General features: G+C 41.0%; 19 protein-coding genes and 1 pseudogene. 17 read left to right on the forward strand and 3 right to left on the reverse strand.

Annotated features, from left to right (window positions below; all coding sequences use genetic code 11):
• Nucleotides 1-37: 37 nt before the first annotated feature.
• The 9 genes from NYE63_RS04710 to NYE63_RS04750 all read left to right on the forward strand — a co-directional run bounded on the left by NYE63_RS04710 (nt 38) and on the right by NYE63_RS04750 (nt 7,014).
• A complete protein-coding gene (locus NYE63_RS04710; protein WP_342604258.1) occupies nt 38-1,069 on the forward strand; it encodes a Gfo/Idh/MocA family oxidoreductase in 1,032 nt (343 codons plus the stop codon).
• Nucleotides 1,070-1,116: 47 nt separating this feature from the next.
• On the forward strand, nt 1,117-1,995 hold the full coding sequence (locus NYE63_RS04715; protein WP_053533868.1) for a sugar phosphate isomerase/epimerase: 879 nt from the start codon (nt 1,117-1,119) through the stop codon (nt 1,993-1,995).
• Between the two features lie 4 nt (nt 1,996-1,999).
• A complete protein-coding gene (iolI, locus tag NYE63_RS04720) occupies nt 2,000-2,845 on the forward strand; it encodes a 2-keto-myo-inositol isomerase (protein WP_342604259.1) in 846 nt (281 codons plus the stop codon).
• Between the two features lie 40 nt (nt 2,846-2,885).
• Entirely contained in the window at nt 2,886-3,740 is an 855-nt protein-coding gene (fba, locus tag NYE63_RS04725; RefSeq protein ID WP_342604260.1) for a class II fructose-1,6-bisphosphate aldolase, read from the forward strand.
• Nucleotides 3,741-3,851: 111 nt separating this feature from the next.
• On the forward strand, nt 3,852-5,045 hold the full coding sequence (locus NYE63_RS04730) for an MFS transporter (RefSeq protein ID WP_342604261.1): 1,194 nt from the start codon (nt 3,852-3,854) through the stop codon (nt 5,043-5,045).
• A gap of 121 nt (nt 5,046-5,166) precedes the next feature.
• Nucleotides 5,167-5,307, forward strand: a complete 141-nt coding sequence (locus NYE63_RS04735; protein WP_342604262.1) for a hypothetical protein — start codon at nt 5,167-5,169, stop codon at nt 5,305-5,307.
• A gap of 90 nt (nt 5,308-5,397) precedes the next feature.
• A complete protein-coding gene (locus NYE63_RS04740) occupies nt 5,398-6,411 on the forward strand; it encodes a LacI family DNA-binding transcriptional regulator (protein WP_342604263.1) in 1,014 nt (337 codons plus the stop codon).
• A gap of 332 nt (nt 6,412-6,743) precedes the next feature.
• Nucleotides 6,744-6,863 (forward strand): hypothetical protein, encoded by a 120-nt coding sequence (locus NYE63_RS04745; protein ID WP_342605681.1) that lies wholly within the window; start codon nt 6,744-6,746, stop codon nt 6,861-6,863.
• Complete coding sequence (locus tag NYE63_RS04750) at nt 6,844-7,014, forward strand: hypothetical protein (protein WP_342604264.1); 171 nt, start codon at nt 6,844-6,846, stop codon at nt 7,012-7,014. The genes NYE63_RS04745 and NYE63_RS04750 overlap by 20 nt, the downstream gene beginning before the upstream one ends.
• Before the next feature lie 282 nt (nt 7,015-7,296).
• On the opposite strand, the gene NYE63_RS04755 is transcribed toward NYE63_RS04750, so the two are convergent.
• Nucleotides 7,297-8,700, reverse strand: coding sequence for a sigma 54-interacting transcriptional regulator (locus NYE63_RS04755; RefSeq protein ID WP_342604265.1), 1,404 nt, complete (start codon nt 8,698-8,700; stop codon nt 7,297-7,299).
• Nucleotides 8,701-9,016: 316 nt separating this feature from the next.
• Between NYE63_RS04755 and speB the strand changes: the two genes are divergently transcribed.
• The 8 genes and pseudogenes from speB to NYE63_RS04795 all read left to right on the forward strand — a co-directional run bounded on the left by speB (nt 9,017) and on the right by NYE63_RS04795 (nt 18,034).
• Entirely contained in the window at nt 9,017-10,015 is a 999-nt protein-coding gene (speB, locus tag NYE63_RS04760) for an agmatinase (RefSeq protein WP_342604266.1), read from the forward strand.
• A gap of 100 nt (nt 10,016-10,115) precedes the next feature.
• Nucleotides 10,116-11,537 carry a sodium:solute symporter gene (locus NYE63_RS04765; protein WP_342604267.1) on the forward strand — a complete coding sequence of 474 codons (1,422 nt, stop codon included), beginning with the start codon at nt 10,116-10,118 and terminating at the stop codon, nt 11,535-11,537.
• Nucleotides 11,538-11,581: 44 nt separating this feature from the next.
• Nucleotides 11,582-12,343: a class II aldolase/adducin family protein gene (locus tag NYE63_RS04770; protein ID WP_342604268.1), complete on the forward strand. Its 762-nt coding sequence runs from the start codon at nt 11,582-11,584 to the stop codon at nt 12,341-12,343.
• Nucleotides 12,344-12,435: 92 nt separating this feature from the next.
• On the forward strand, nt 12,436-13,425 hold the full coding sequence (locus NYE63_RS04775; protein ID WP_342604269.1) for a D-2-hydroxyacid dehydrogenase: 990 nt from the start codon (nt 12,436-12,438) through the stop codon (nt 13,423-13,425).
• A 508-nt stretch (nt 13,426-13,933) separates the two neighbouring features.
• Nucleotides 13,934-14,506 (forward strand): TetR/AcrR family transcriptional regulator, encoded by a 573-nt coding sequence (locus NYE63_RS04780; protein ID WP_342604270.1) that lies wholly within the window; start codon nt 13,934-13,936, stop codon nt 14,504-14,506.
• A 60-nt stretch (nt 14,507-14,566) separates the two neighbouring features.
• The gene (locus tag NYE63_RS04785) at nt 14,567-15,994 is read left to right on the forward strand and encodes an MDR family MFS transporter (RefSeq protein WP_342604271.1); all 1,428 of its coding nucleotides are present in this window, start codon (nt 14,567-14,569) and stop codon (nt 15,992-15,994) included.
• A 242-nt stretch (nt 15,995-16,236) separates the two neighbouring features.
• Nucleotides 16,237-17,283, forward strand: a pseudogene (locus NYE63_RS04790) (alkene reductase); the annotation flags it as partial.
• 229 nt (nt 17,284-17,512) lie between these two features.
• Nucleotides 17,513-18,034, forward strand: a complete 522-nt coding sequence (locus NYE63_RS04795) for a topology modulation protein (RefSeq protein WP_342604272.1) — start codon at nt 17,513-17,515, stop codon at nt 18,032-18,034.
• 458 nt (nt 18,035-18,492) lie between these two features.
• Here NYE63_RS04795 and NYE63_RS04800 read toward each other — a convergent pair whose 3' ends face one another.
• Both NYE63_RS04800 and NYE63_RS04805 read right to left on the reverse strand, forming a co-directional pair.
• Nucleotides 18,493-19,899: a M20 family metallopeptidase gene (locus NYE63_RS04800; RefSeq protein WP_342604273.1), complete on the reverse strand. Its 1,407-nt coding sequence runs from the start codon at nt 19,897-19,899 to the stop codon at nt 18,493-18,495.
• Nucleotides 19,900-19,943: 44 nt separating this feature from the next.
• Nucleotides 19,944-21,203, reverse strand: coding sequence for an amidohydrolase (locus NYE63_RS04805; RefSeq protein ID WP_342604274.1), 1,260 nt, complete (start codon nt 21,201-21,203; stop codon nt 19,944-19,946).
• Nucleotides 21,204-21,297 lie beyond the last annotated feature (94 nt).

Below are 21,297 nucleotides of genomic sequence, written 5' to 3' on the forward strand. Positions count from 1 at the left end.
TAATAAACCAGATATGCATAAAAGGAGGAATATGATCATGACATTAAATTTTGGTGTAATAGGAACGGGTGCCATCGGCCGGGAGCATATTAAAAGAATTACGGACAAATTATCCGGAGGGAAAATTGTGGCTGTAACCGATGTGAATGAAGAGGCGGCAAAACAGGTCGTGGAACAATATGGACTTGAGGCACTTGTATATCCGGATGACCAATCACTCGTAAACTCGGAAAATGTCGATGCCGTGCTTGTTACGAGTTGGGGCCCTGCACATGAGCAAAACGTATTGAATGCGATTGAAGCTGGCAAATATGTATTCTGTGAAAAGCCTCTGGCAACAACGGCGGAAGGCTGCAGGAGAATTGCCGAAGCGGAAATGAAACACGGGAAGCGTTTAGTTCAAGTTGGTTTTATGCGGCGTTATGATAGCGGTTACGTACAACTGAAAGAAGCCATCGATAGAAATGAAATTGGCGAGCCGCTCATGGTCCGCTGCGTACACCGCAATCCAGAAGTGGATGAAAAATATACGACGGAAATGGCGGTCGTTGATACATTGATTCATGAGATTGATGTATTGCATTGGTTAATCAGCGATGATTACAAATCAGTTCAAGTCATTTACCCGAAGAAAGCAAGCCGCGCGCATGCTAATTTAAAAGATCCCCAACTCATCATAATGGAAACGAAGAGTGGGATTGTCATTCAAGCTGAAGTATTCGTGAATTGTAAATATGGCTATGATATCCAATGTGAAGTCATTGGTGAGGACGGTGTTGCATATCTTCCTGAACCAGCGAGCATCGTGACAAGGAAAAGCGCAAAACGGAGCACGGATATTTTGGTAGATTGGAAAGATCGTTTTATGGATGCATATGACATAGAATTACAGGATTTCATAGATTCCATTATAAAGACAGGTCAGCCGAATGGTCCGACTTCATGGGACGGATACATTGCTGCTGTAACAGCTGATGCTTGTGTAAAAGCACAAGAGTCAGGACAGAAAGAATCCGTTGATCTAGAAGAGAAGCCCGTTTTTTACACAGGAAAAATCACTGTACAGTAAACGTAACTATGCATCGAAAACTAAAATGAATTATAGGGGGAACGAAAATGAAACTAGCTTTGGATCCTACAATGTATGCCAATTTATCATTAAAAGAAATGGTCGATAAAACGGCGGAACTTGGCTATGAATATATCGAACTGTCACCGAGGGAAGATTTTTGCCCATTCTATAAATATCCTAAAGTGGATAAGGAACAGATTAAAAATTTGAAACGCTGGTGTAGTGACGCAGGTGTGAAGATATCATCTTTGCTTCCGCTATACTACTGGGCCGGTCCGGATGAGGAAAGGCGCCAGGCGGCTGTCCGTAATTGGAAACGTGCCATTGAAGTGGCAGTGGAATTGGATGTTGACTTGATGAATAGTGAATTTAACGGTTCTAAATTCAATGAAGTTATCTGTGAAGAGAAATTCATTAAATCAATGGATGAACTCCTCCCGGTATTTGAAAGGGAAGGTGTTAAACTGAATTTGCAGGCACACCCATTCGATTTCATCGAAACGCATGAGGGAGCGATGGATATGATCCGTGCCCTTGACCGTCCGTGGATAAACCTTGTGTATTCAACCGCACATACATTTTTCTATGATGATGGCAAAGGTGATATTGCCCCTATGTTCGATTCTGCCGGGGATCGCCTGCAGCACGTCTTGTTTGCAGATACATTCAATCATAAAGCATCCAACGGACTCCGTTATATCGTCAATCCTCCAGGCGTCGAGGCAACCGTCCACCAGCATTTAAACATCGGCGAAGCGGAAGTTGACTTTGATACGATCTTCAAAAAACTGAAAGAAATGAATTTTGACGGCATCGCGACAAATGCAGTATTTGCTTGGATCGATAAAGCAGACTGGTCAAGTAAGCTTATGCTTCAAAAAATGAGAGACGGGTTGGGTTTAGCAGAAAGAATTGGAGGCTGACAGAATGAAACTTTGTTTCAACCAAGCGACAACACTTGAAAATTCTAATTTGGTCAAAGATCTCAAAAACTGTGAAAAACATGGTTACGATTATATCGAAATCCGTACCATGGATAAATTGCCTGAGTATTTGGAAGAGCACTCTATTGAAGACCTGTCCGGATTTTTTAACGCAAATCATATTAAACCACTTGCCTTCAACGCCCTCGTATTCTTTAATAACCGAGATGAAGACGGCCATAAGGCGATAATAGCCGAATTTAAAAACATGATGATCATGGCAAAGAAATTGGGTGTGAAATATGTGGTGGCGGTTCCGCTTGTAACGGAAGCGAAAATATTGAAAGAAGATATTAAAAACAGCTGTGTGGAAGTATTGGCTGAGCTATCCGAGATTGCTGAACCGTTTGGCGTTAAAATTGCAGTGGAATTTGTCGGGCATCCGCAATGCACTGTGAATACATTCGGACAGGCATACGATATCGTTGAAACAGTCAACCGTGATAATGTTGGGTTGGTGCTGGACTGTTTTCACTTCCATGCTATGGGTTCCAGTTTGGAAGATTTGAAGAAAGCGGATGGGGAGAAAATCTTCATCTTACACATTGATGATACAGAGGATTTTCCGATCGGCTTTTTGACGGATGAAGATCGGGTATGGCCTGGGCATGGTGCCATAGATTTAGACAGCATATTATCCATCTTGAAGGAAATTGGTTATTCTGACGTTGCCTCTGTGGAATTGTTCCGTCCAGAATATTATGAACTAGATGCTGAAGAAGCCATTAAGACCGCAAAAGAAACGACAATTCAAGTTATTTCGAAGCACTTTGCACTACAGAACTTATAAGTGGATCATGATAATCTCAGGAATAAGGGGGTGATGAATAATGCCTTTAGTATCAATGAGTGAGATGCTTTTAAAAGCAAAAGCAGAAAGGTATGCTGTGGGTCAATATAATATTAATGGTTTGGCATTCGCCCAGTCGTTTTTACAGGCTGCCAATGAGGAACGAGCGCCGATCATACTTGCGGCATCGGACAGGCTTGTTGATTATCTTGGCGGATTTAAAACGATTGCGGCTATGGTAAAAGGCCTTATGGAAGAAATGGACATAACGGTTCCGGTTGCCCTTCATCTTGATCATGGAATGGATGTGGAACGCTGCAAGAAAGCGATCGATGCGGGTTTTACATCGGTCATGATCGATGGCTCCCATCATCCAATAGATGTAAATATTGAAATCACCAAAATGGTTGTCGACTATGCCCAAAAGAGCGGCGTTTCCGTTGAGGCGGAAGTGGGGACAGTCGGAGGGACGGAAGATGGCCTCGTCGGCGGTATTCAATATGCAGATCCCCGTGAATGCAGTAGGATTGTAAAAGAAACGGAAATTGATGCACTAGCGGCTGCTTTGGGTTCCGTTCATGGTCCATATCAAGGAGAACCTAAACTCGGTTTTGAGGAAATGGAATTAATTTCGAACATGACGGATGTGCCCCTCGTCTTACACGGAGGTTCTGGTATTCCACTGCACCAAATCAAAAAAGCAATTGAACTTGGACACGCTAAAATAAATGTCAATACCGAAAGCATACAAGTGTGGGCAAAAACGATTCGGGAAGTATTGGCCGTTGAAGGAAAAGTATACGAGCCTCGCGCCATCGTCACACCAGCGAAAGAAGCTATCATCTCCGTAGTGAAAAGGAAAATGGCAGAGTTCAATACAAGTGGAAAGGCTTAAGAATGAAAAGGTGTTCCCAATTACGTTGCGGGCACCTTTTTGTATATTATTACTTTTTGCATGAGGTGCCATTGGTGAAAAAATAGCTCGCTGGTCAGAGGAAGTGTTGCGATGACTTTGTTACATACCGCACGAAATAGATTTTTATTTTTAGTGCTCTCATTTATTTTTTGGTTTTCAAATTTCATTTATATTCCCATTTTGTCTCCTTACCTTGAGACGATTGGAGGGGATTATACATTTATCGGCCTGGTATTAGGCAGTTATGGGTTGATGCAATTTCTTTTCAGGCTTCCGTTCGGGATTTATTCCGACCTTATAAAAGTAAGAAAACCTTTTATTATCTTTGGAATGGTCGTGAGTACTTTGAGTTGCGTGACATTTGCATGGGCCGATAGTTTAGGCTGGATCCTTTTGGCCCGCTCGTTAGCTGGAGTTGCCGCCGCAACTTGGGTAGCGTTCACCATTTTATTTTCCAGCTATTTTTCAGAACGTGATCTTCACAGAGCGATGGGCAGTATCTCGTTAGCTGTGGTTCTGGCACAGCTGCTTGGAATGGCAATCAGCGGATACATTGTCGATCTATGGGGATGGCACGCGCCTTTTTGGATGGGGGGAATTATCGGTTTCGTTGGTATCGTCCTTTCACTTTTTATTTATGAATCGAACGAAGATTTTCAGAAAGAGCCTATTCAATTGAAAGAACTGGTATCAGTCATGCTTGAACCGGCGCTATTAAAAGTATCATTTCTATCCATTCTTGCACATGGCATCATCTTCACGACAATGTTCGGTTTTACCCCGGCATTTGCTTTAAAGATTGGGCTCCAGACTGATGAAATCAGCATGGTCATCTTTTCATTCATGCTTCCACATGCCATCGCCACCATGCTTAGCGGTAAAATATTCGTACCATTATTCGGACAATGGAGGTTACTGAAACTAGCTTTCGGACTAACTGCCATTTTTACAATATGTATGCCAATGATAGATACAAAAGGAATGCTTTTTCTGATTCAAGGATTGAATGGATTCTCATTAGGCATTCTTTTTCCATTATTTTTAGGAATGGCGGTGGAGTCGATTCCCCTTGAAAAAAGGGCAACGGCCATGGGGGCATATCAAGCAATCTACGCGATTGGTATGTTTGCGGGACCTTTCATTGCAGGATTATTGATTTCATATTTAGGTATTTCTGCAGGATTTTATTTCGCTGGATCATTAGGTGCAACCGCTGTGTTCTTTATGATTGTATGGAGTCGCCTTGAAAGGAAAGCAACAAAACATAATTTGAAATTGAACTAAGCGATGTGAAAGGGATGCTAGTTTAATAAAGGAGGAATACTTATGAAGGTTGGTTAAGTTACTGATATTTTAGGTTACATGCCATTTGAAGAGTTGCAGGATACGTGTGTGGATCAGGAAATTGAGACACTGGAGCTTGGATGCCAATTGGTCGGATGCTCCACATCTCGATCTTGATGGACTTCTTGGCAGTGCCGCAAAACGAAAGCAATTTTTAAATGAATTAAAAATCCATGAATGTTTTGAAAGAAACGTTGCCTAGAGAATTCGATATTTTAACATGAAGTCTAAATTACTTTATAATGAACTTAATGAAAATCATAAAAAGAAATAGGCAGGTGGAGATAATAGTATGAAAATGAGCGATGTGGCTAAATTGGCCAACGTATCTCCTGCAACCGTTTCAAGAGTGCTCAGACAGCCGGACTTAGTCAGCGAGGATACCAAACAAAAGGTGCTGCAGGTGATTGAAGAGATGAATTACAAGCCTCACATGATTGCCAGTCAGTTTAGGACGAAAGAGACGAAGATCATTCTGGTCGTCGTTCCGGATATAACAAGGCCCTTTTTTTCCGAAGTGCTTCGGGGCATTGAGCATACAGCTGTAGAAAATGGCTATCAGGTTATATTGGGAGATACGGAGAACGACATTGAGCGGGAAAAGGAATACATCGATTTGCTATATAAAAAGCAGGCGGATGGAGCGTTACTCCTTACTGCTAGAATGAACAGGGAGAGCCTGGAAAAACTATCGAATCAATTCCCGATTGTACTGGCATGTGAATACGTGGACGGACTGGACATTCCAACTGTATCGATCGACAATGTAAGCAGTGCCAGAAAAGTAACGGAACATTTAATCAAGCTTGGACATACACGGATCGCCCATATAACAGGGCCGATGAACATCATTCTTAGCCGGGATCGCCTAGGGGGGTTCCAGCAGGCAATGAAGAATCATCATTTGAAAGTCAACCCGGAATTCATCCAGGAAGGGGATTATGGCATTGACTCAGGTTATGACCAGATGGTGAAGTTATTATCGCTGGAAAACAAGCCTGAAGCAGTGTTTGTTTTTAATGATGAAATGGCGCTGGGAGCTGTAAAGGCGATCCAGGATCATGGGTTGAGCGTTCCCGAGGATATAGCTGTCGTTGGTTTTGATAATTTGAAAATAGCATCGATTTTTAATCCTCATATAACGACCATTGACCAGCCTAAGTACGAAATAGGGAAAAAGGCAACGAACTTATTGCTGACCTTAATGAAAGGCGGAACCATTGAAAAGAAAAAATTCGTTCTGGAAGATGAGTTGATCATCCGCGAATCTTGCGGTTCCAAATTGGAAAAAAGCTTGAATGCATAAAAAAGTTTGGCAATATTGCTATGTTAGTAAATGGATGGCTTCCTTTTATGGGAGCCTTTTTGCATTTCGACTAAGATGTGAAAAAACCACATTTGGGGTGGCCAAACATACCAGGAGGATTTCTGATAGTATGAATTATTGGGTCTGTAAAGCAGGGGGCAACCGGAACAACGGAAATAAATAGAGCTACTGGATCACCCGGGAAACTGGTACAACTGGAATAATGGGAGCAAACGGAGAAAATGGAGCGACAGGAATAACAGGTGAAACCGGTCCAACAGGAGAAGTGGGGGCAACCGCTTATAAGTAACCAAAATTCAGGGTCATTTTCAGTGAATGGAGGAAACACTACGTTTACCGTTCCGGTTACTGGTCTTTATTATTTGACGTATCAAATAAATACAACCGCTGGACTTCTTTGCTGGTTCGAGGTTGATTCTAAATGTTGCTAAACCTGTTCCCAGCTCCATAATATCACCAGCAGTCGCGATTTCTAATTATAATAATGATGTGATTTTAAATTTATCAGCAGGTGATACAACCTTCCTTCAGATATTTGGTCTAGTGGCTACCGTTGTCTTAACAGATGGGGCAGGAGCGTAACTGACAATCATTCGGTTGAATTAATGTAGGCCTGCAAATCTTTAACCTTAATAATATGGATATGTAAATGATATTTGTGAATCCCATTCATCTTGAATATGGATTTTTTTCCTTGGAATGTATTTAGGGCTTTTTTAATTGGCCGTATTGTGGATAATCATCATAGGTTTCACTTGAATTGCCGGCTTATAAGGTTTCAAAAAGCGCTCTTAGCTTGAATAGCATCTATGACTAAAGGTTAAGGACCATTCAAGGTTTGCAGGGATTCTAGTCCAGATGAATTTACAAATATTTTTTGTATTTCTTTAATTTATAGATGACTGTTGGCTGGCTGATGCCCAAATGTTCTGCCATTTCGTATGTGGTTTTACATTTTTTCCATGCTTTTGCAATCAGTTGCCTTTCAACCTTTTCCAGTGTCTTCTTTAAATCGAAATTCTCTTCACATTCCTGTTCGATAGCCAAGAAGGTGGAGTCTTCAGGCTGTTCTATTTGCCCGGTGATGGACTGCGGAAGGTGTTCGGGAAATATAATTTGTTCTTCGATGGTCAGGATTAACCGTTCAATTAAGTTTTCTAATTCTCGTATATTTCCGGGCCAATGATAATGAGTCAAAACTTCATAAGTCGATGGATGAATTTTTTTGAATTTCTGGTATTTATCACTGATTTTCTGTAAGTAATACTGAATTAAGAGAGGGATATCTTCTTTACGTTCATGTAATGCCGGAATTTGGATGGGAATCACATTCAAACGGTAAAATAAGTCCAATCTAAACTTACCTTGACTTACCATCTCCTTCAAATCTTGATTAGTTGCTGCAACCAGGCGGAAGTTAATATAGTTATCTTTTTTTCCACCGATGCGCTTTATCTTTTTTTCCTGTAATACTTTCAGTAATTTAGCTTGCATGGTAAGTGGAAGTTCCCCGATTTCATCCAAGAAAAGAGTTCCGCTGTCAGCCTGCTCAATCAGGCCCTGCCTTCCTTGTTTATTTGCCCCTGTAAATGATCCCGGCTCATAGCCGAATATTTCTGATTCAAACAAACTATCAGGTATCGTACTGCAATTCACTTCGATAAAAGGTTCTTTCTTTCTGTTGCTTTGGTCATGAACAGCACGGGCAAAAGTGGTTTTCCCTACCCCGGAAGGCCCTAATAAGAGAATCGTGACATCGGTTTTTGCAACATTATGGATCGTTTTTAATATATGCTTCGTTTCATTACTTCTAGCAATCATATAATGGTAATCCAGTTCCCTTTCTCTTAAATCCTCGACTTCCGTTTGATAACCTTTTACTTTTCGTTGTAATTGCTCAAATTGATCCTGCAATTGCAGGATCTCGGTTTGATCCTGACCATAGCTGATTACCCTAACGAGATGTCCTTCCTTATTAAAAATGGGATAACCAGTCGACATGACAACATGACCTGTTTTTGTTTCTTGCATTATGCGCTTCGCTTTCTTTTCTTTTAAAACAATCGCATTGATGGAAGGTGTGAGAAGTCCCTCGCTTTCTAGTTGATAGACAGAGGTACCGATATAAGAGTCACTTTCCATACCATAAATCTCCCAAAGCTTTGGGTTGGAATATAAAATGATTCCATCTTGATCGGTAATGAGAATGTTATTATTCGATGTCTCAATAATCTTATTTAGTTCTTCCTCCAGCATATCGTCGTACATGAGTTCCGCTCCTTTGGGTTTTGGGATGCTATTTAATTAAAATATAAATCAAAAAGTCTAAATAATCAAAAATTAAATTAAAAACCAAGAAAATGATTAAGTTTTTAATCATTTGATGAAACAAAATAATGAAAAGCCTTATATACTGCAGAGAAATAGTTGGCCTGAATCTTGCTTATGTAAAAGGTAAGAAGGGAATTTTCAAGGGTGTTATATATATCCATTCTATTAGAAAAGATGGAAGTTTGTATGGCATCTGCAATTGCAGTGGAGTGAAAAATAATAATAGCAGAATTAGAATTTAGGAGGATGTTACATGATGAAGTATCAACCGAAAGATTCATTCAAATCACCCCGTTTTTGTGGAGTGCGTACGTTTATGCGGCTCCCATTTGTTGAACAGATAGATGAACATATGGATTTTGTCATTACGGGAATTCCTTTTGATTCCGGGCAATCATTTAGAACGGGTGCGAGATTCGGACCAGAAGCCATTCGCGATTTTTCAATCCTTTTACGTCCTTATAACCCAGAACAAGATATTAATATTTTTGACTATATATCAGGAATTGATTATGGGGATATTCCGATTATTCCGGGGTATATTTCTGAAACATATAAAAAGATCGAAGAAGAGCTTACTCCCGTCATTGAAAAGGGGATCATTCCCATTTCATTGGGAGGCGATCATTCCATTACACTAGGGGAGTTACGTGCGATCGTAAAAAAACATGGACCTGTTGCCTTGCTTCAATTCGATGCTCACTCTGATACTTGGGATAGTTATTTCGATCAAAAGTATAATCACGGAACCGTTTTTCGCCGCGCAATAGAAGAGGGTCTCATCGATGTATCGCGATCTCTTCAAATTGGTATGAGGGGTGGTCTGTACGGACCGGAAGATCTTCAGGATGCCCGGGATTTAGGTTTGGGTGTTTATACGACAAACGATTATAAACGTATCGGGGTCGAAAAGATGCTAGGAGTTATTCATGAACGTGTTGCGGATGGTCCGGTGTTTTTATCTTTTGACATTGATTTTTTAGATCCGGTCTATGCTCCAGGAACGGGCACCCCTGAAGTTTCCGGTGCCAGCATTGATGATGCTTTAGCCTTAGTGAGAGGATTGACGAATATAGATTTTGTTGGATTCGATCTTGTTGAGGTTTTACCATCATACGATCACGGGCAAATCACGGCTGCCGCGGCCGCTAATATCGTCTATGAATTCATCACTCTCATCGCTCTCGCAAAAAAAGGGAAACTGGAGAAAAAAGAGAGAGTGGGAGATTTGGAAACGCAGTTTAACAACTAGTTTCCTCATTTAACTATAAAGAAGGAAGGAATCGGTGAAACCCATTCCTTCCCTCTTTACAAAGCGATAAGAAAAAAACAACCCAAAAGGAGATGTGTAAATGCATATTTTGGATATATCGATCATGATTCTATATTTTTCTGTTTTAATCATTGTGGGAGTAATCGGATCCAAACGGGCAAAAACAGCAGATGATTTCATTGTAGCAGGACGTAATCTCGGTCATTTTATGTATTTATCCTGTTTAGCTGCTGTGATATTAGGGGGTGCTTCTACTCTAGGAACAGCAAAGTTAGGTTATCAGTTTGGGATATCCGGTATTTGGCTAGTGGTGATGATCGGGCTCGGCATTATCGCTATCGGGTTGTTTTTAACAAATAAGATATTTGATTTAAAAGTACTGACGATCAGTGAAATGCTTGAGAAGCGTTACAATTCTCAAACGCGATTGGTAAGTGCCTTGGTCTCGGTTATCTATACATTCATGCTGACTGTTACGCAAGTGATCGGGATGGGGACGATATTACATGTTTTGGCTGGTTGGAATTTAACGGTTTCCATGATAGTCGGGGGTGGAATCGTTTTATTCTATACAATATTAGGAGGAATGTGGTCTGTCACCATGACTGATGTCGTGCAATTCGTCATCATGACGGTCGGGATTTTCTTTATCATGCTCCCAATGAGTATCTCTAAGGCAGGAGGGTGGAGCTCGCTTAAAGAAAATCTCCCTGCATCACATTTTGAGTTAGTTAACATTGGCGGAGAGACCATTTTTCAATATTTTTTACTTTTTACTTTAGGGGTAGTTGTTGGCCAAGATATTTGGCAGCGTCTATTTACCGCACGAACCAAAGCGGTCTCCCGGGGCGGAACGGTTGGAGCTGGAATATATAGTGTTTTTTACGCTATTGCAATCAGTATCATTGGAATGTGCGCTTTTATTATTCTTCCTAATTTAGGAGATCCACAAAATGCATTTACTAGTATAGCGATGGAAACTCTACCTGCTGGCCTATTGGGGGTTGTCATTGCAAGTGTGGCCTCAGCCCTAATGTCCACTGCTTCAGGAACATTGCTCGCTTCATCCACTTTAGTTGTTAATGACATCATTAAAAAATATATCGGTCCAGGAATGAGTGAACGACAATTTTTAAAAACATCACGGTATACTACTTTAACGATTGGTGTATTGGCGATAATCGTTTCGATATGGATACAAGATATTTTAGTTGCACTGGATGTAGCTTACGCAATCTTATCAGGCGCTGTGTTCTTTCCGATCATTCTTGGCTTCTTTTGGAAGAGAGTAACGGCTAAAGCTGCATTCTACTCCATTCTAGCTAGCATGATCGTTATTATTGTTGGATTGGTCATTAATGGACCTTCCTCCACTCAACCCATTCTATACGGACTCGCTACTAGTTTTGTCGTCATCACTACCCTTACTTTCCTCAGCCCTAATAATGAGGTAAAGCAAGATGTAAAGGATAATGCGGACATGGACACCATGGCTAATTGATGGTAGGCAAAAAATGAGGAAAAAGAATCGAGGAGGAAAGAAAAATGACAAAGACAATTTCCCTGCAACCCGCAACGTTCAATACGATGGAAGAAGAACGCAATCACCGGAAGGAACGGTTGGCAGCTTCATTCCGCCTTTTTTCAAAGTTTGGTTTCGATGAAGGGATAGCTGGCCATATTACGGTCCGTGATCCTAAATATACAGACCATTTCTGGGTCAATCCGTTTGGGATGCATTTTAGTCAAATTTCCGTTTCGGATCTTATATTGGTTAATCATAAAGGTGATATTGTAGAGGGTGAACATTCAGTGAATGGTGCTGCCTTTGCCATACATTCCGAAATTCATAAAGCACGACCGGACGCCATTGCAGCGGCACATGCTCATTCGGTCTATGGAAAGACATGGTCTTCCTTAGGGAGACTTTTAGATCCGATTACGCAAGATGCCTGCCAATTTTACAATGACCATGCATTATTTGATGATTTTACTGGTGTGGTTTATGCATCAGAAGAAGGGAAACGAATTGCCAGGGCTTTAGGTCAATACAAAGCTGTCATCCTCCGCAACCATGGATTGTTAACGGTGGGCCAGTCTGTAGATTCAGCTGCGTGGTGGTTCATAACGATGGAACGTTCATGTCAAGCACAGATAATGGCTGAATCGGTAGGTAAGCCTATTTTTATAGAAGAAGAGTATGCAAAGTTAACGGCAGAACAAACGGGAACGGAATATGAGGGATGGCTGAGTTTTCAGCCTCTTTGGGACAGAATCAGAAAAGAGCAACCAGATTTCCTGAAGTGATAATAAAGCAGCACGGCATGGTATAATCGCAACGGATTGCCTTCCCATAAAAGAGGGAAAGAGGAATCGTAGGTTCTTGAGGAGGTTTTATAATGTCCGCTTCTAAGAAAACAGCACCTTCACTTTATATCAGGGTCGATATACCGGAAAAATACATCAATGAGTTTAAGGAGATTTGTTCAGAAGTTGTTGTCGAGCCATGGGAATTCGGCGAACCTGAACCACAGCCAACAGTTGATTTATCAAAGTTTGATGTCCTTTATACACTGGGTCTTCATGATAATCTTAACATTATAAAAAAAGCTCCAAAGATTAAATGGGTCCATTCAGACAGTGCTGGAGTGGAGGCCATGCTGAATGAAGATATACAAAACAGCGATGTCATCATCACCAATGTCAAAGGCTGCACATCTGTCCCGATAGCCGAGCATACAATTGCGATGCTATTTTCGTTAGCAAGAGGTGTGCCGACAATGATCCGAAATCAAATGAATAAAAAATGGGTTGAAATTCCTGTGACAGACCTTGAGAATTCGACTGTGGGGATAATTGGGTATGGTGACATTGGCTTTGAGATAGCAAAGCGATGTAAGGCACTTGGAATGACCGTTATTGGCTGTCGCCGAAATCCCGCCAAGAGGAACGAGGAATATGAACCTGCTGATTTGATAATGGGTATGGATCAAGTGGATGCGGTCCTTTCACGATCCGATTTTGTCGTCTTGGCGCTCCCGTTTACGAAAGAGACATCATATTTTTTAAATGAAGAACGATTAAATAAAATGAAACAAGGCAGCTATTTAATTAATGTCGGCCGAGGCAATACGATTGTGGATGAGGATTTAATTGAATCCTTGAGCAACGGGCACATAGCTGGGGCGGCGCTCGATGTGTTTGAAGTAGAGCCTTTACCTGAGGATCACCCTTTCTGGCAGCTTGAAAATGTCATGGTTTCCCCACATAATGCTTACAACTCTTCCAAACACCTTGAGCGTGTGATGGAATTATTCCTGAAAAATTTAAAGCTTTTTTCTGACGGTAAACCCCTAATGAACGTTGTGGAAAAAAAGCTGGGTTATTGACAGTAATCGGTCATTTGAACAGAAAGATTCAACGATCAATGATATGAATGGAGTAGAGGGCAGACCCTGATTGGGTTTGCCTTTTTTTGTTTAAAAGCCACCCTTTCATTTTTTCTTGTATAGGACAATCTCTGATCAGGAAAAGCTGATATAAGGAGGCGATGTATGAATGGGTACTTTCGAAGTTATTTCCCTGATGCTAAGCTTTGGCATGTTTGTAATTGCTATTCTTGATTTCAAAAATCATGACAAGAATCCTTGAAGATAATGAAGGTAGGCCTGTGTAATGGATTAATAATGGAAGCGTTTGAAAATAATACCAGATTCTATATAAAAGGTATTGATTTTTTTAAAAACTTGCAGAGAACACCATTATGAGGTGTTCTTTTTGTTTTCAATGAGTTCAATAGCATATTCCATTCATAGGCTGTCATTTTTGACAAACCAATGATATACAAGTATAGTCTCTAATAGACCGGTTGATATAATTTTAAGGAGTGATCCAGCTATGGCAGAAAAACGAAACTCGAAAGACATTCTAATTGAAGCTGCTTCCCGACTTTTTCGTATACGTGGATATTACGGTGTAGGGCTTAAGGACATTATTGAGGAAAGTGGTATCCCAAAAGGCTCGCTGTATCATTATTTTCCGAAAGGCAAAGAAGAATTGGCGATCGAGGCGATTATTCATACAAAAGAATTCGTGATAGATGAAATTAAACGAGGATTTGATGAAATCGAAGACCCTATCAAAGCCATTCAGGCTCATATTTTTCATTTATCCGAGGTTTTTGGTGATAGTGAAAATCTATTAGGACTGCCAATCGGGACGATTGCGGCGGAAACATATACGACGAGTGAGCAGATAAGAACGGCTTGTCAAGAAGCGATAGAAGATTGGCAATCCATATATGTGAAGAAATTACTCGAGGCGGAATTCAGTGAGAAACGGGCAAAAGAATTGAGTATCGTAATTAATGCTTTAATTGAAGGCGGTATCCTTTTATCTTTAACGGCGAAAAACGGTGAACCTCTCCAAGCCATTGCGGAACAGATACCATTATTGCTGATAAATAAATAAGTCATAGAAAAAATTATCTTAAGCTTAGGTCGAACAGTTAGTGATTGGAGGAATTATTTTATGTCTACAGATGCAACACAGCAACAAAACCCAGTCATTAGAACGACCCCCATTTTAATTGCATTTTTAATTGCAGGCTTCATTGGGTTATTCAGCGAGACGGCATTAAACATGGCGCTGGGGGATCTAATACAAGAATTCAATGTCAGTCCTTCCACCGTGCAATGGCTGACAACGGGTTACCTATTAACATTGGGGATATTGGTTCCCGTTTCGGGACTCTTGATCCAGTGGTTCAACACTCGTCAATTATTCATTGCCTCCATGGTGTTCTCCATCATTGGGACGCTCATTGCAGCAATTGCACCTGGGTTCGGCATCTTGATGCTAGCCCGTGTCATCCAGGCAATCGGAACGGGTCTTTTATTGCCTCTCATGTTCAATACGATTTTATTGATTTTCCCTATTCATAAAAGGGGAGCGACGATGGGATTGATGGGGCTGGTGATCATGTTTGCCCCAGCCATCGGGCCGACAGTATCAGGTTTAATTATTGAAAATCTAAAATGGAATTACATTTTCTGGGTGTCTTTGCCGTTCTTTGTGATCGCTTTACTATTCGGTCTCAAGTATATGCAAAACGTTTCAACAATCACCAAATCTAAAATCGATGTACCTTCCATCATTTTATCGACCATTGGTTTTGGGGGAATTGTTTATGGTTTTAGTATTGTTGGAGAGCAAGGGTGGAGCAATGCGATAGTTCTATCCTCGATCATTGTCGGACTTATAGCGCTATTCCTGTTTGCTGTAAGACAATTCAACATGGATAAACCGATGATTGACTTGCGCGTTTTTAAATACCCGATGTTCACGTTAGGGTTAATAACCGTCTTCATCACCTTCATGATCATCATGTCATCCATGATTCTCTTACCGCTATACCTGCAAACCGGGCTTACATTAGCTGCGTTTTCAGCTGGGCTGGTACTTTTACCGGGTGGAGTGCTTAATGGTATCATGTCTCCGGTTACGGGGCGCATTTTTGATAAGTTCGGGCCAAGAGGGTTAGTGATCCCAGGCTTCATTATTATGATTATCATGTTATGGACTTTGACGAACGTAACGACTGAAACTACGATTATTATGGTAATCGTCATGCATTCTCTCCTTATGATTGGTGTTTCGATGGTCATGATGCCGGCCCAGACAAATGGGCTGAATCAACTGCCGAAAAATCTTTATCCGGATGGAACGGCTCTAATGAATACATTGCAACAAGTATCAGGGGCCATCGGTACAACCGTTGCCATTACAATCATGTCAGCATCACAAAAAAATTATATGGCAAATGCAGAAGATCCGTTCGATCCATCTGCCATAAGCGGTTCATTGACTGCAGGCGTTCAAGATGCCTTCATTTTCGGTCTTGTCCTTGCAATCATTGGTTTGATCGTGTCGTTTTTTATTAGAACAGCACGAGACTAATAAGATATTAATGAAGAAAAATAAATTAGCCAGCAGGGGAAATATATTCTCTGTTTGGCTTTTTTGTTTGGAAAAAACAATAACGTTTTCATTGGTCTTTATTACCATATTTTATCAAAAGTTATAAAAACAGAGTAAATTATTTGAAAATAAACCACTTATCGGATAATCTTACACAGTAATAGTTACTAAAATTTAGCCCAGGTAAAGACGGTTAAGGAGGAATTCAAATGAATACAATAAAAACCAAAATGTTTGAACCTGTAACAATAGGAGCATGGAACTTAAAAACAAGAACGGCAATGGCTCCTATGACTCGGTCGTTTGCCGATAACGAAACCGGTGTTGTGAATGATCTGACCGTAGAATATTACCGAAAACGGGCACAAGATGGAATCGGGCTTATCATTACTGAAGGTGTAGTGATTTCACCAAGAGCAAAGGGCAATCCTGGGGTTCCCGGAATATATACTCAAGAGCAAATCAACGGGTGGAAAAAAGTAACGGAAGCAGTACACGCAGAAGGCGGAACGATTATTGCGCAAATCTGGCATGTGGGCCGTGCAAGCCACCATGAAATTGCAGGAGGACTTCCTCCGCAGGCCCCGTCAGCTATTGCTGCAGAAGGAAAGGTTTCACGATTCGGCAAACCTTTTGACATTCCTGAGGAAATGACGGAGACGGATATTGCAGAAGTTGTGAACCAATATAAACAAGCTGCGAAGAATGCAATGGATGCTGGCTTTGACGGCGTTGAAATTCATGGTGCACACGGCTACTTGATAGACCAGTTCAATTCTAACACTTCCAATAAGAGGACCGATCGGTACGGTGGTGATTTAAAACAGCGCCTGACATTTATGAAGGAAGTGCTAAAAGCAGTTATTGATACGGTTGGAGTGGAACGTACCCTTATTCGTTTCTCGGCTTTGAAAATTGACCAGCCATCTTACATGTGGGAAGACCCTGAAACAGCGATCCAAACATTTATAGAGGCGTTCAATGAAACAGGAGTCAAAATGATTCACCCATCCACGATGGAATTTACCAAACCGATTGCAAGAGGATTGACCATGCATGAATTGGTACGCAGCCACTGGGATGGAATTATAGTCGGTGTGGGCGGGTTTGATCCTGAAACTGCAGAAGCCGCACTGGAAAATGGCATCATTGACGTTGCGGCGATTGGACGTCCGCTTATAGCCAACCCGGATTATCTGGCACGAATTAAGCAGGATGAAAAACTTGTTGATTACGAGGCAAAGAAACATTTAGGGCAACTGATTTAATAGAGATAAAAAATAAGGCAGGCTTGTTCATTGATAGGACAACGCAGTAACCATACTTCCTTTTATATAACTGATGCGATTCTTCATTCAAGAAGGGTCGCCTTTTCTTATGGAACTAAAAGGGAAGGGTAGAGGAAGAGGAAGGGGAAGAGGGATGTTAAAAAGGTTATATATATGTGGTAGACTTACTGGTTATTTCAATAAATAAAGTGAGGAAGCTGGTAAATCAATGGAACGTATCATGGTTATCGGAGTGTCCGCGGGTGTTGGAAAATCTACTTTTGCAAGAAGACTTGGAGATAATTTGAATATCGAAGTGCATCATTTGGATACTTTCTACTGGAGGCCTGGCTGGGTGGAAACTCCTTTAGAGGATTTCATTTCTGCTCAGAAGGAAGTATTGAGTCATGACAAGTGGATAATGGAAGGCAATTATAGTAATTCTTTTAATTTACGTTCGGAGCTTGCCGATACGATTATTTATTTAGAACTTCCTCTCCGTGTTTGCCTTTACCGTGTGATAAAACGTTGGTTGTCTTATCTAGGTAAAACAAGACCTGATATGGGCAAAGGCTGCAATGAAAAATTAGACTGGCAGTTTATTAAATTTATCATGACCACCTACTTTCCTCGCAAAAAAGACATGAAAACCAGATTTGCAGATCTTCAAAAGAGTGACCCTGAAAAGCTAATAGTTATATTAAAAAGCAAGCACGATATTGAAGGATATCTGTTGAATATGAAGGTTTAAGCTTTCTTACCATTAATTTTATGACACTTAGAGATTTACGGGAGTTAATAAAAGCCAAAATGAAAAAGGGACATTCCAATCGAAGATCCCTGAGACTGTAGACAAATTCGAAGAAATCGAGTTTACAACAGTTTTTTTATGGCTTGTACAATTTGGACGTAGATTTCCGATCCAGGCACTCGCTTTCCGCGGGCGGTCCGCGAGCCTCCTCGGCTTGCGCCTGCGGGGTCTCCCTAGACGCGCTTTTCCCGCAGGAGTCTCGCACCTTTCTCTCCAATCAACTTTGTTCTAACATATAGATAAAAACCATACTTGAGGAGTTGAAGGTGTTGGTTTGGGAACATCTTTTGATGAAAGATATGTTTTCCGAACCCCTTTTTATACATAATAAGTTTCCATGAACTAAATTACCATATATCTACGGACAATTGACGATAACAGCAACTCACCAATCTAGTCTATCTTTTAACTAAAGGCTTTACATCTTGCGGAATAGGGGAGATATAGCTTTTCCCTTGTAATCGTTCTTTTAGCTCTGTTTTAGCCCTTTCAATTAATTCAGGATTTTGAAGTACTTCTACTGCAGTTGCCGCAATAACCTTGCCAGCATGAAGCATTCCTTTATGGGCAATAGATGTTGATCCGAGTGTAACCCACTGCCAGCTATGCAAAGGGGAACCAAGAACAAAACAAGCTGTTGTGCATTGGGCAGTAGGAACAATCCAACTAACATCCCCCACATCCGAGGAACCTGTTAATGGCGCTTGGAAGCCTTCAATGGGTTCTAACCAATTTGCCAGAGCATCATCTTGATTATCTTTAAATGGATTGATTGTACTGTTCCTTTCTTGTTCGGTTAAGGTAGCGCGGACTTCTTTGGCAAGCTGTTTTTCCTCATCATTGTGTTGTGGAATACCTAATTCTTGAAAATTCCTATACATGACGGAATCCAACACAGTGTTTTGGATAACATTGGAACAGGCCTTGTCGAAAACAATTTCTACTTCAGTTCCTGTCATAAGGGCAGCCCCTCTAGCAATATTACAAACTCTCAAGTAAATATCTTGAACTTGTGAAACTTCTGGAGCGCGTAATAAATAAAGAACTTCTGCATCTTGTTGGACCACATTAGGCGATAATCCACCTGAATTCGTTATCGCATAATGGACTCTTGCTTCCTGGATAATATGCTCTCTTAAATAATTCACGCCAACATTCATAAGTTCTACAGCATCTAAAGCACTCCGTCCCAAATGTGGTGATGCTGCCGCATGAGAGCTTTTGCCTTTAAATTTATAATACACTTGGAAATTGGAAAGCGAATCCATCGACATCACGCCGTTAACATCCAGAGGATGCCAACAAAATGCAAAATCAACGTCATCGAACAAACCTTCTCTGACCATGAAGGTTTTGCCCGATCCGCCTTCTTCTCCAGGACATCCATAATAACGAACTGTCCCATTTATATGATTCTCTTCCATATAATCCTTCACTGCAACAGCTGCAGCTAAAGAACCCGTACCAAGTAAATTGTGTCCACATCCATGGCCATTTTCACCTTGTACAATTGGCTCTTGTTTAGCTGTAGCTTTTTTTTGACTCATACCTGACAACGCATCAAATTCTCCCATGATTGCAACAACAGGTTTACCGGTTCCGAAGCTGCCAATGAATGCCGTTTCTATGTTTCCAACACCTTTTTCAACAGAAAATCCTTCGCTTTCTAAGGTGCTGCATAGCAATTCAGCAGATTGATATTCTTCAAAACGTGTTTCTGCAAAATTCCATATACAGTCACTGACTTCAATGAATTTTTCTTTTTTTTGTTCAATGATTTCTGATAGTCTATTTACATATGTCATTTCACTCTTTCCTTCCTTTGTTTCATTCGAGTTAAATATGAAAATTATTTTAAAAGCCGTCTTGCAATAAGATTCAAAAGTTCTACACTCCTTGGTAAAACTTCTTCTTGAATATCAAATTTAGGGTGGTGATGTGGAGCGGGAATATCAGTCCCAATAATCATATATGTTCCTTTACCGCCATTATCCTGTACTCTTCGAATCATAAAACTTGCATCTTCACTGCCAGCAGAACCGGATTCCCTGCATGCTTTGATTGTTGAAAAACCATCTACGTTTCGAGCTTCTTCCATGGCCAGTTCTACAAGCTCTTGATCACACTGAATCGTAATTGCTTGACCTATGATTTCAATTTCATGTTTAAGCTCATGCATACCTGCACTGTGAGCCACGATATTTCGAACACGTTTCTCCATTTCAGCATTTGCTTCTTCGGTTACAGATCGGGTTTCAATGATCATTTTTGCATACGCTGGAATAATATTAGCGGCTGTTCCTCCATTAAGAACACCTACATTCACGCGGGTAGAACCTGAACTGAATCTTGGAATAGCGTGAATATTTAATAATGCGGTGGCTGCTCCTAATAAAGCATTTTTTCCTTTTTCAGGAGATGCACCTGCATGAGAAGATACTCCATGAAAATGGGCAGCCATTTTCGTACTTGCTAAAAAGCCGGAAGACCCACCATGAAATTCTCCTAGAGGGGCATCTGTGCCAAGGTGCAGACAATATATATGATCCACATCATCCAAAATTCCTTTTTGTACAATTGAATAGGCACCGCGTACGCCTTCTTCAGCTGGTTGAAAAATAAGCTTAACCGTTCCTGCAAAATCCTGGTCGGCTAATTTTTCAGCAAGCCCTAAGCCAATTGCCGTATGGCCATCGTGTGCACAGGCATGCATATTCCCTTCATATTTGGAACGAAAACCGTTTGTTTGTGGGAAGTGGTCAGAATCATTGCTTTCCGTAACAGGCAATGCATCCATATCAAAGCGGAAAGCGACGGTTGGGCCATCAGTTTTACCTTTTAATATACCTATGACGGCAGTATATCCGCCCTCCATTTCTTGGAGGATTTCTGGATTGGCGCCATCTTGTAATGCTCTATTAAATGTTTCCTCTAATACTTCTCTAGGGGGGACTCCACGGCGAGAATCACCATCTAATGCGTCTTTTCCAAATATCACGTTATATTTCAGAGAAGTTAGTGCTTCTACTACCTTTGAAGCAGTTCGAAATTCGGTAAACCCAACTTCTGGGTGTTGATGAAGATCACGTCTTAAAGAAATAATATCCATTTCGTTTCACTCCTAGTGTTGTTTGAGCGTGTTTTTTTGTGTTCGGACCAAGCATCCCAGCCCCTCAAGTCGGATAAGGGGCATGCGGGGCGCT

The organism is Peribacillus sp. FSL E2-0159 (genome assembly GCF_038643155.1).
GTDB lineage: Bacteria > Bacillota > Bacilli > Bacillales > DSM-1321 > Peribacillus > Peribacillus simplex.

Coding starts and splice junctions, on each gene's coding strand:
- NYE63_RS04770 (WP_342604268.1), top strand. CDS start 11,582: ATGACAAAGACAATTTCCCTGCAACCCGCAACGTTCAATACGATGGAA.
- NYE63_RS04805 (WP_342604274.1), bottom strand. CDS start 21,203: ATGGATATTATTTCTTTAAGACGTGATCTTCATCAACACCCAGAAGTT.
- NYE63_RS04765 (WP_342604267.1), top strand. CDS start 10,116: ATGCATATTTTGGATATATCGATCATGATTCTATATTTTTCTGTTTTA.
- iolI (WP_342604259.1), top strand. CDS start 2,000: ATGAAACTTTGTTTCAACCAAGCGACAACACTTGAAAATTCTAATTTG.
- NYE63_RS04780 (WP_342604270.1), top strand. CDS start 13,934: ATGGCAGAAAAACGAAACTCGAAAGACATTCTAATTGAAGCTGCTTCC.
- speB (WP_342604266.1), top strand. CDS start 9,017: ATGATGAAGTATCAACCGAAAGATTCATTCAAATCACCCCGTTTTTGT.
- fba (WP_342604260.1), top strand. CDS start 2,886: ATGCCTTTAGTATCAATGAGTGAGATGCTTTTAAAAGCAAAAGCAGAA.
- NYE63_RS04775 (WP_342604269.1), top strand. CDS start 12,436: ATGTCCGCTTCTAAGAAAACAGCACCTTCACTTTATATCAGGGTCGAT.
- NYE63_RS04715 (WP_053533868.1), top strand. CDS start 1,117: ATGAAACTAGCTTTGGATCCTACAATGTATGCCAATTTATCATTAAAA.
- NYE63_RS04800 (WP_342604273.1), bottom strand. CDS start 19,899: ATGACATATGTAAATAGACTATCAGAAATCATTGAACAAAAAAAAGAA.
- NYE63_RS04710 (WP_342604258.1), top strand. CDS start 38: ATGACATTAAATTTTGGTGTAATAGGAACGGGTGCCATCGGCCGGGAG.
- NYE63_RS04740 (WP_342604263.1), top strand. CDS start 5,398: ATGAAAATGAGCGATGTGGCTAAATTGGCCAACGTATCTCCTGCAACC.
- NYE63_RS04730 (WP_342604261.1), top strand. CDS start 3,852: ATGACTTTGTTACATACCGCACGAAATAGATTTTTATTTTTAGTGCTC.
- NYE63_RS04795 (WP_342604272.1), top strand. CDS start 17,513: ATGGAACGTATCATGGTTATCGGAGTGTCCGCGGGTGTTGGAAAATCT.
- NYE63_RS04755 (WP_342604265.1), bottom strand. CDS start 8,700: ATGTACGACGATATGCTGGAGGAAGAACTAAATAAGATTATTGAGACA.
- NYE63_RS04785 (WP_342604271.1), top strand. CDS start 14,567: ATGTCTACAGATGCAACACAGCAACAAAACCCAGTCATTAGAACGACC.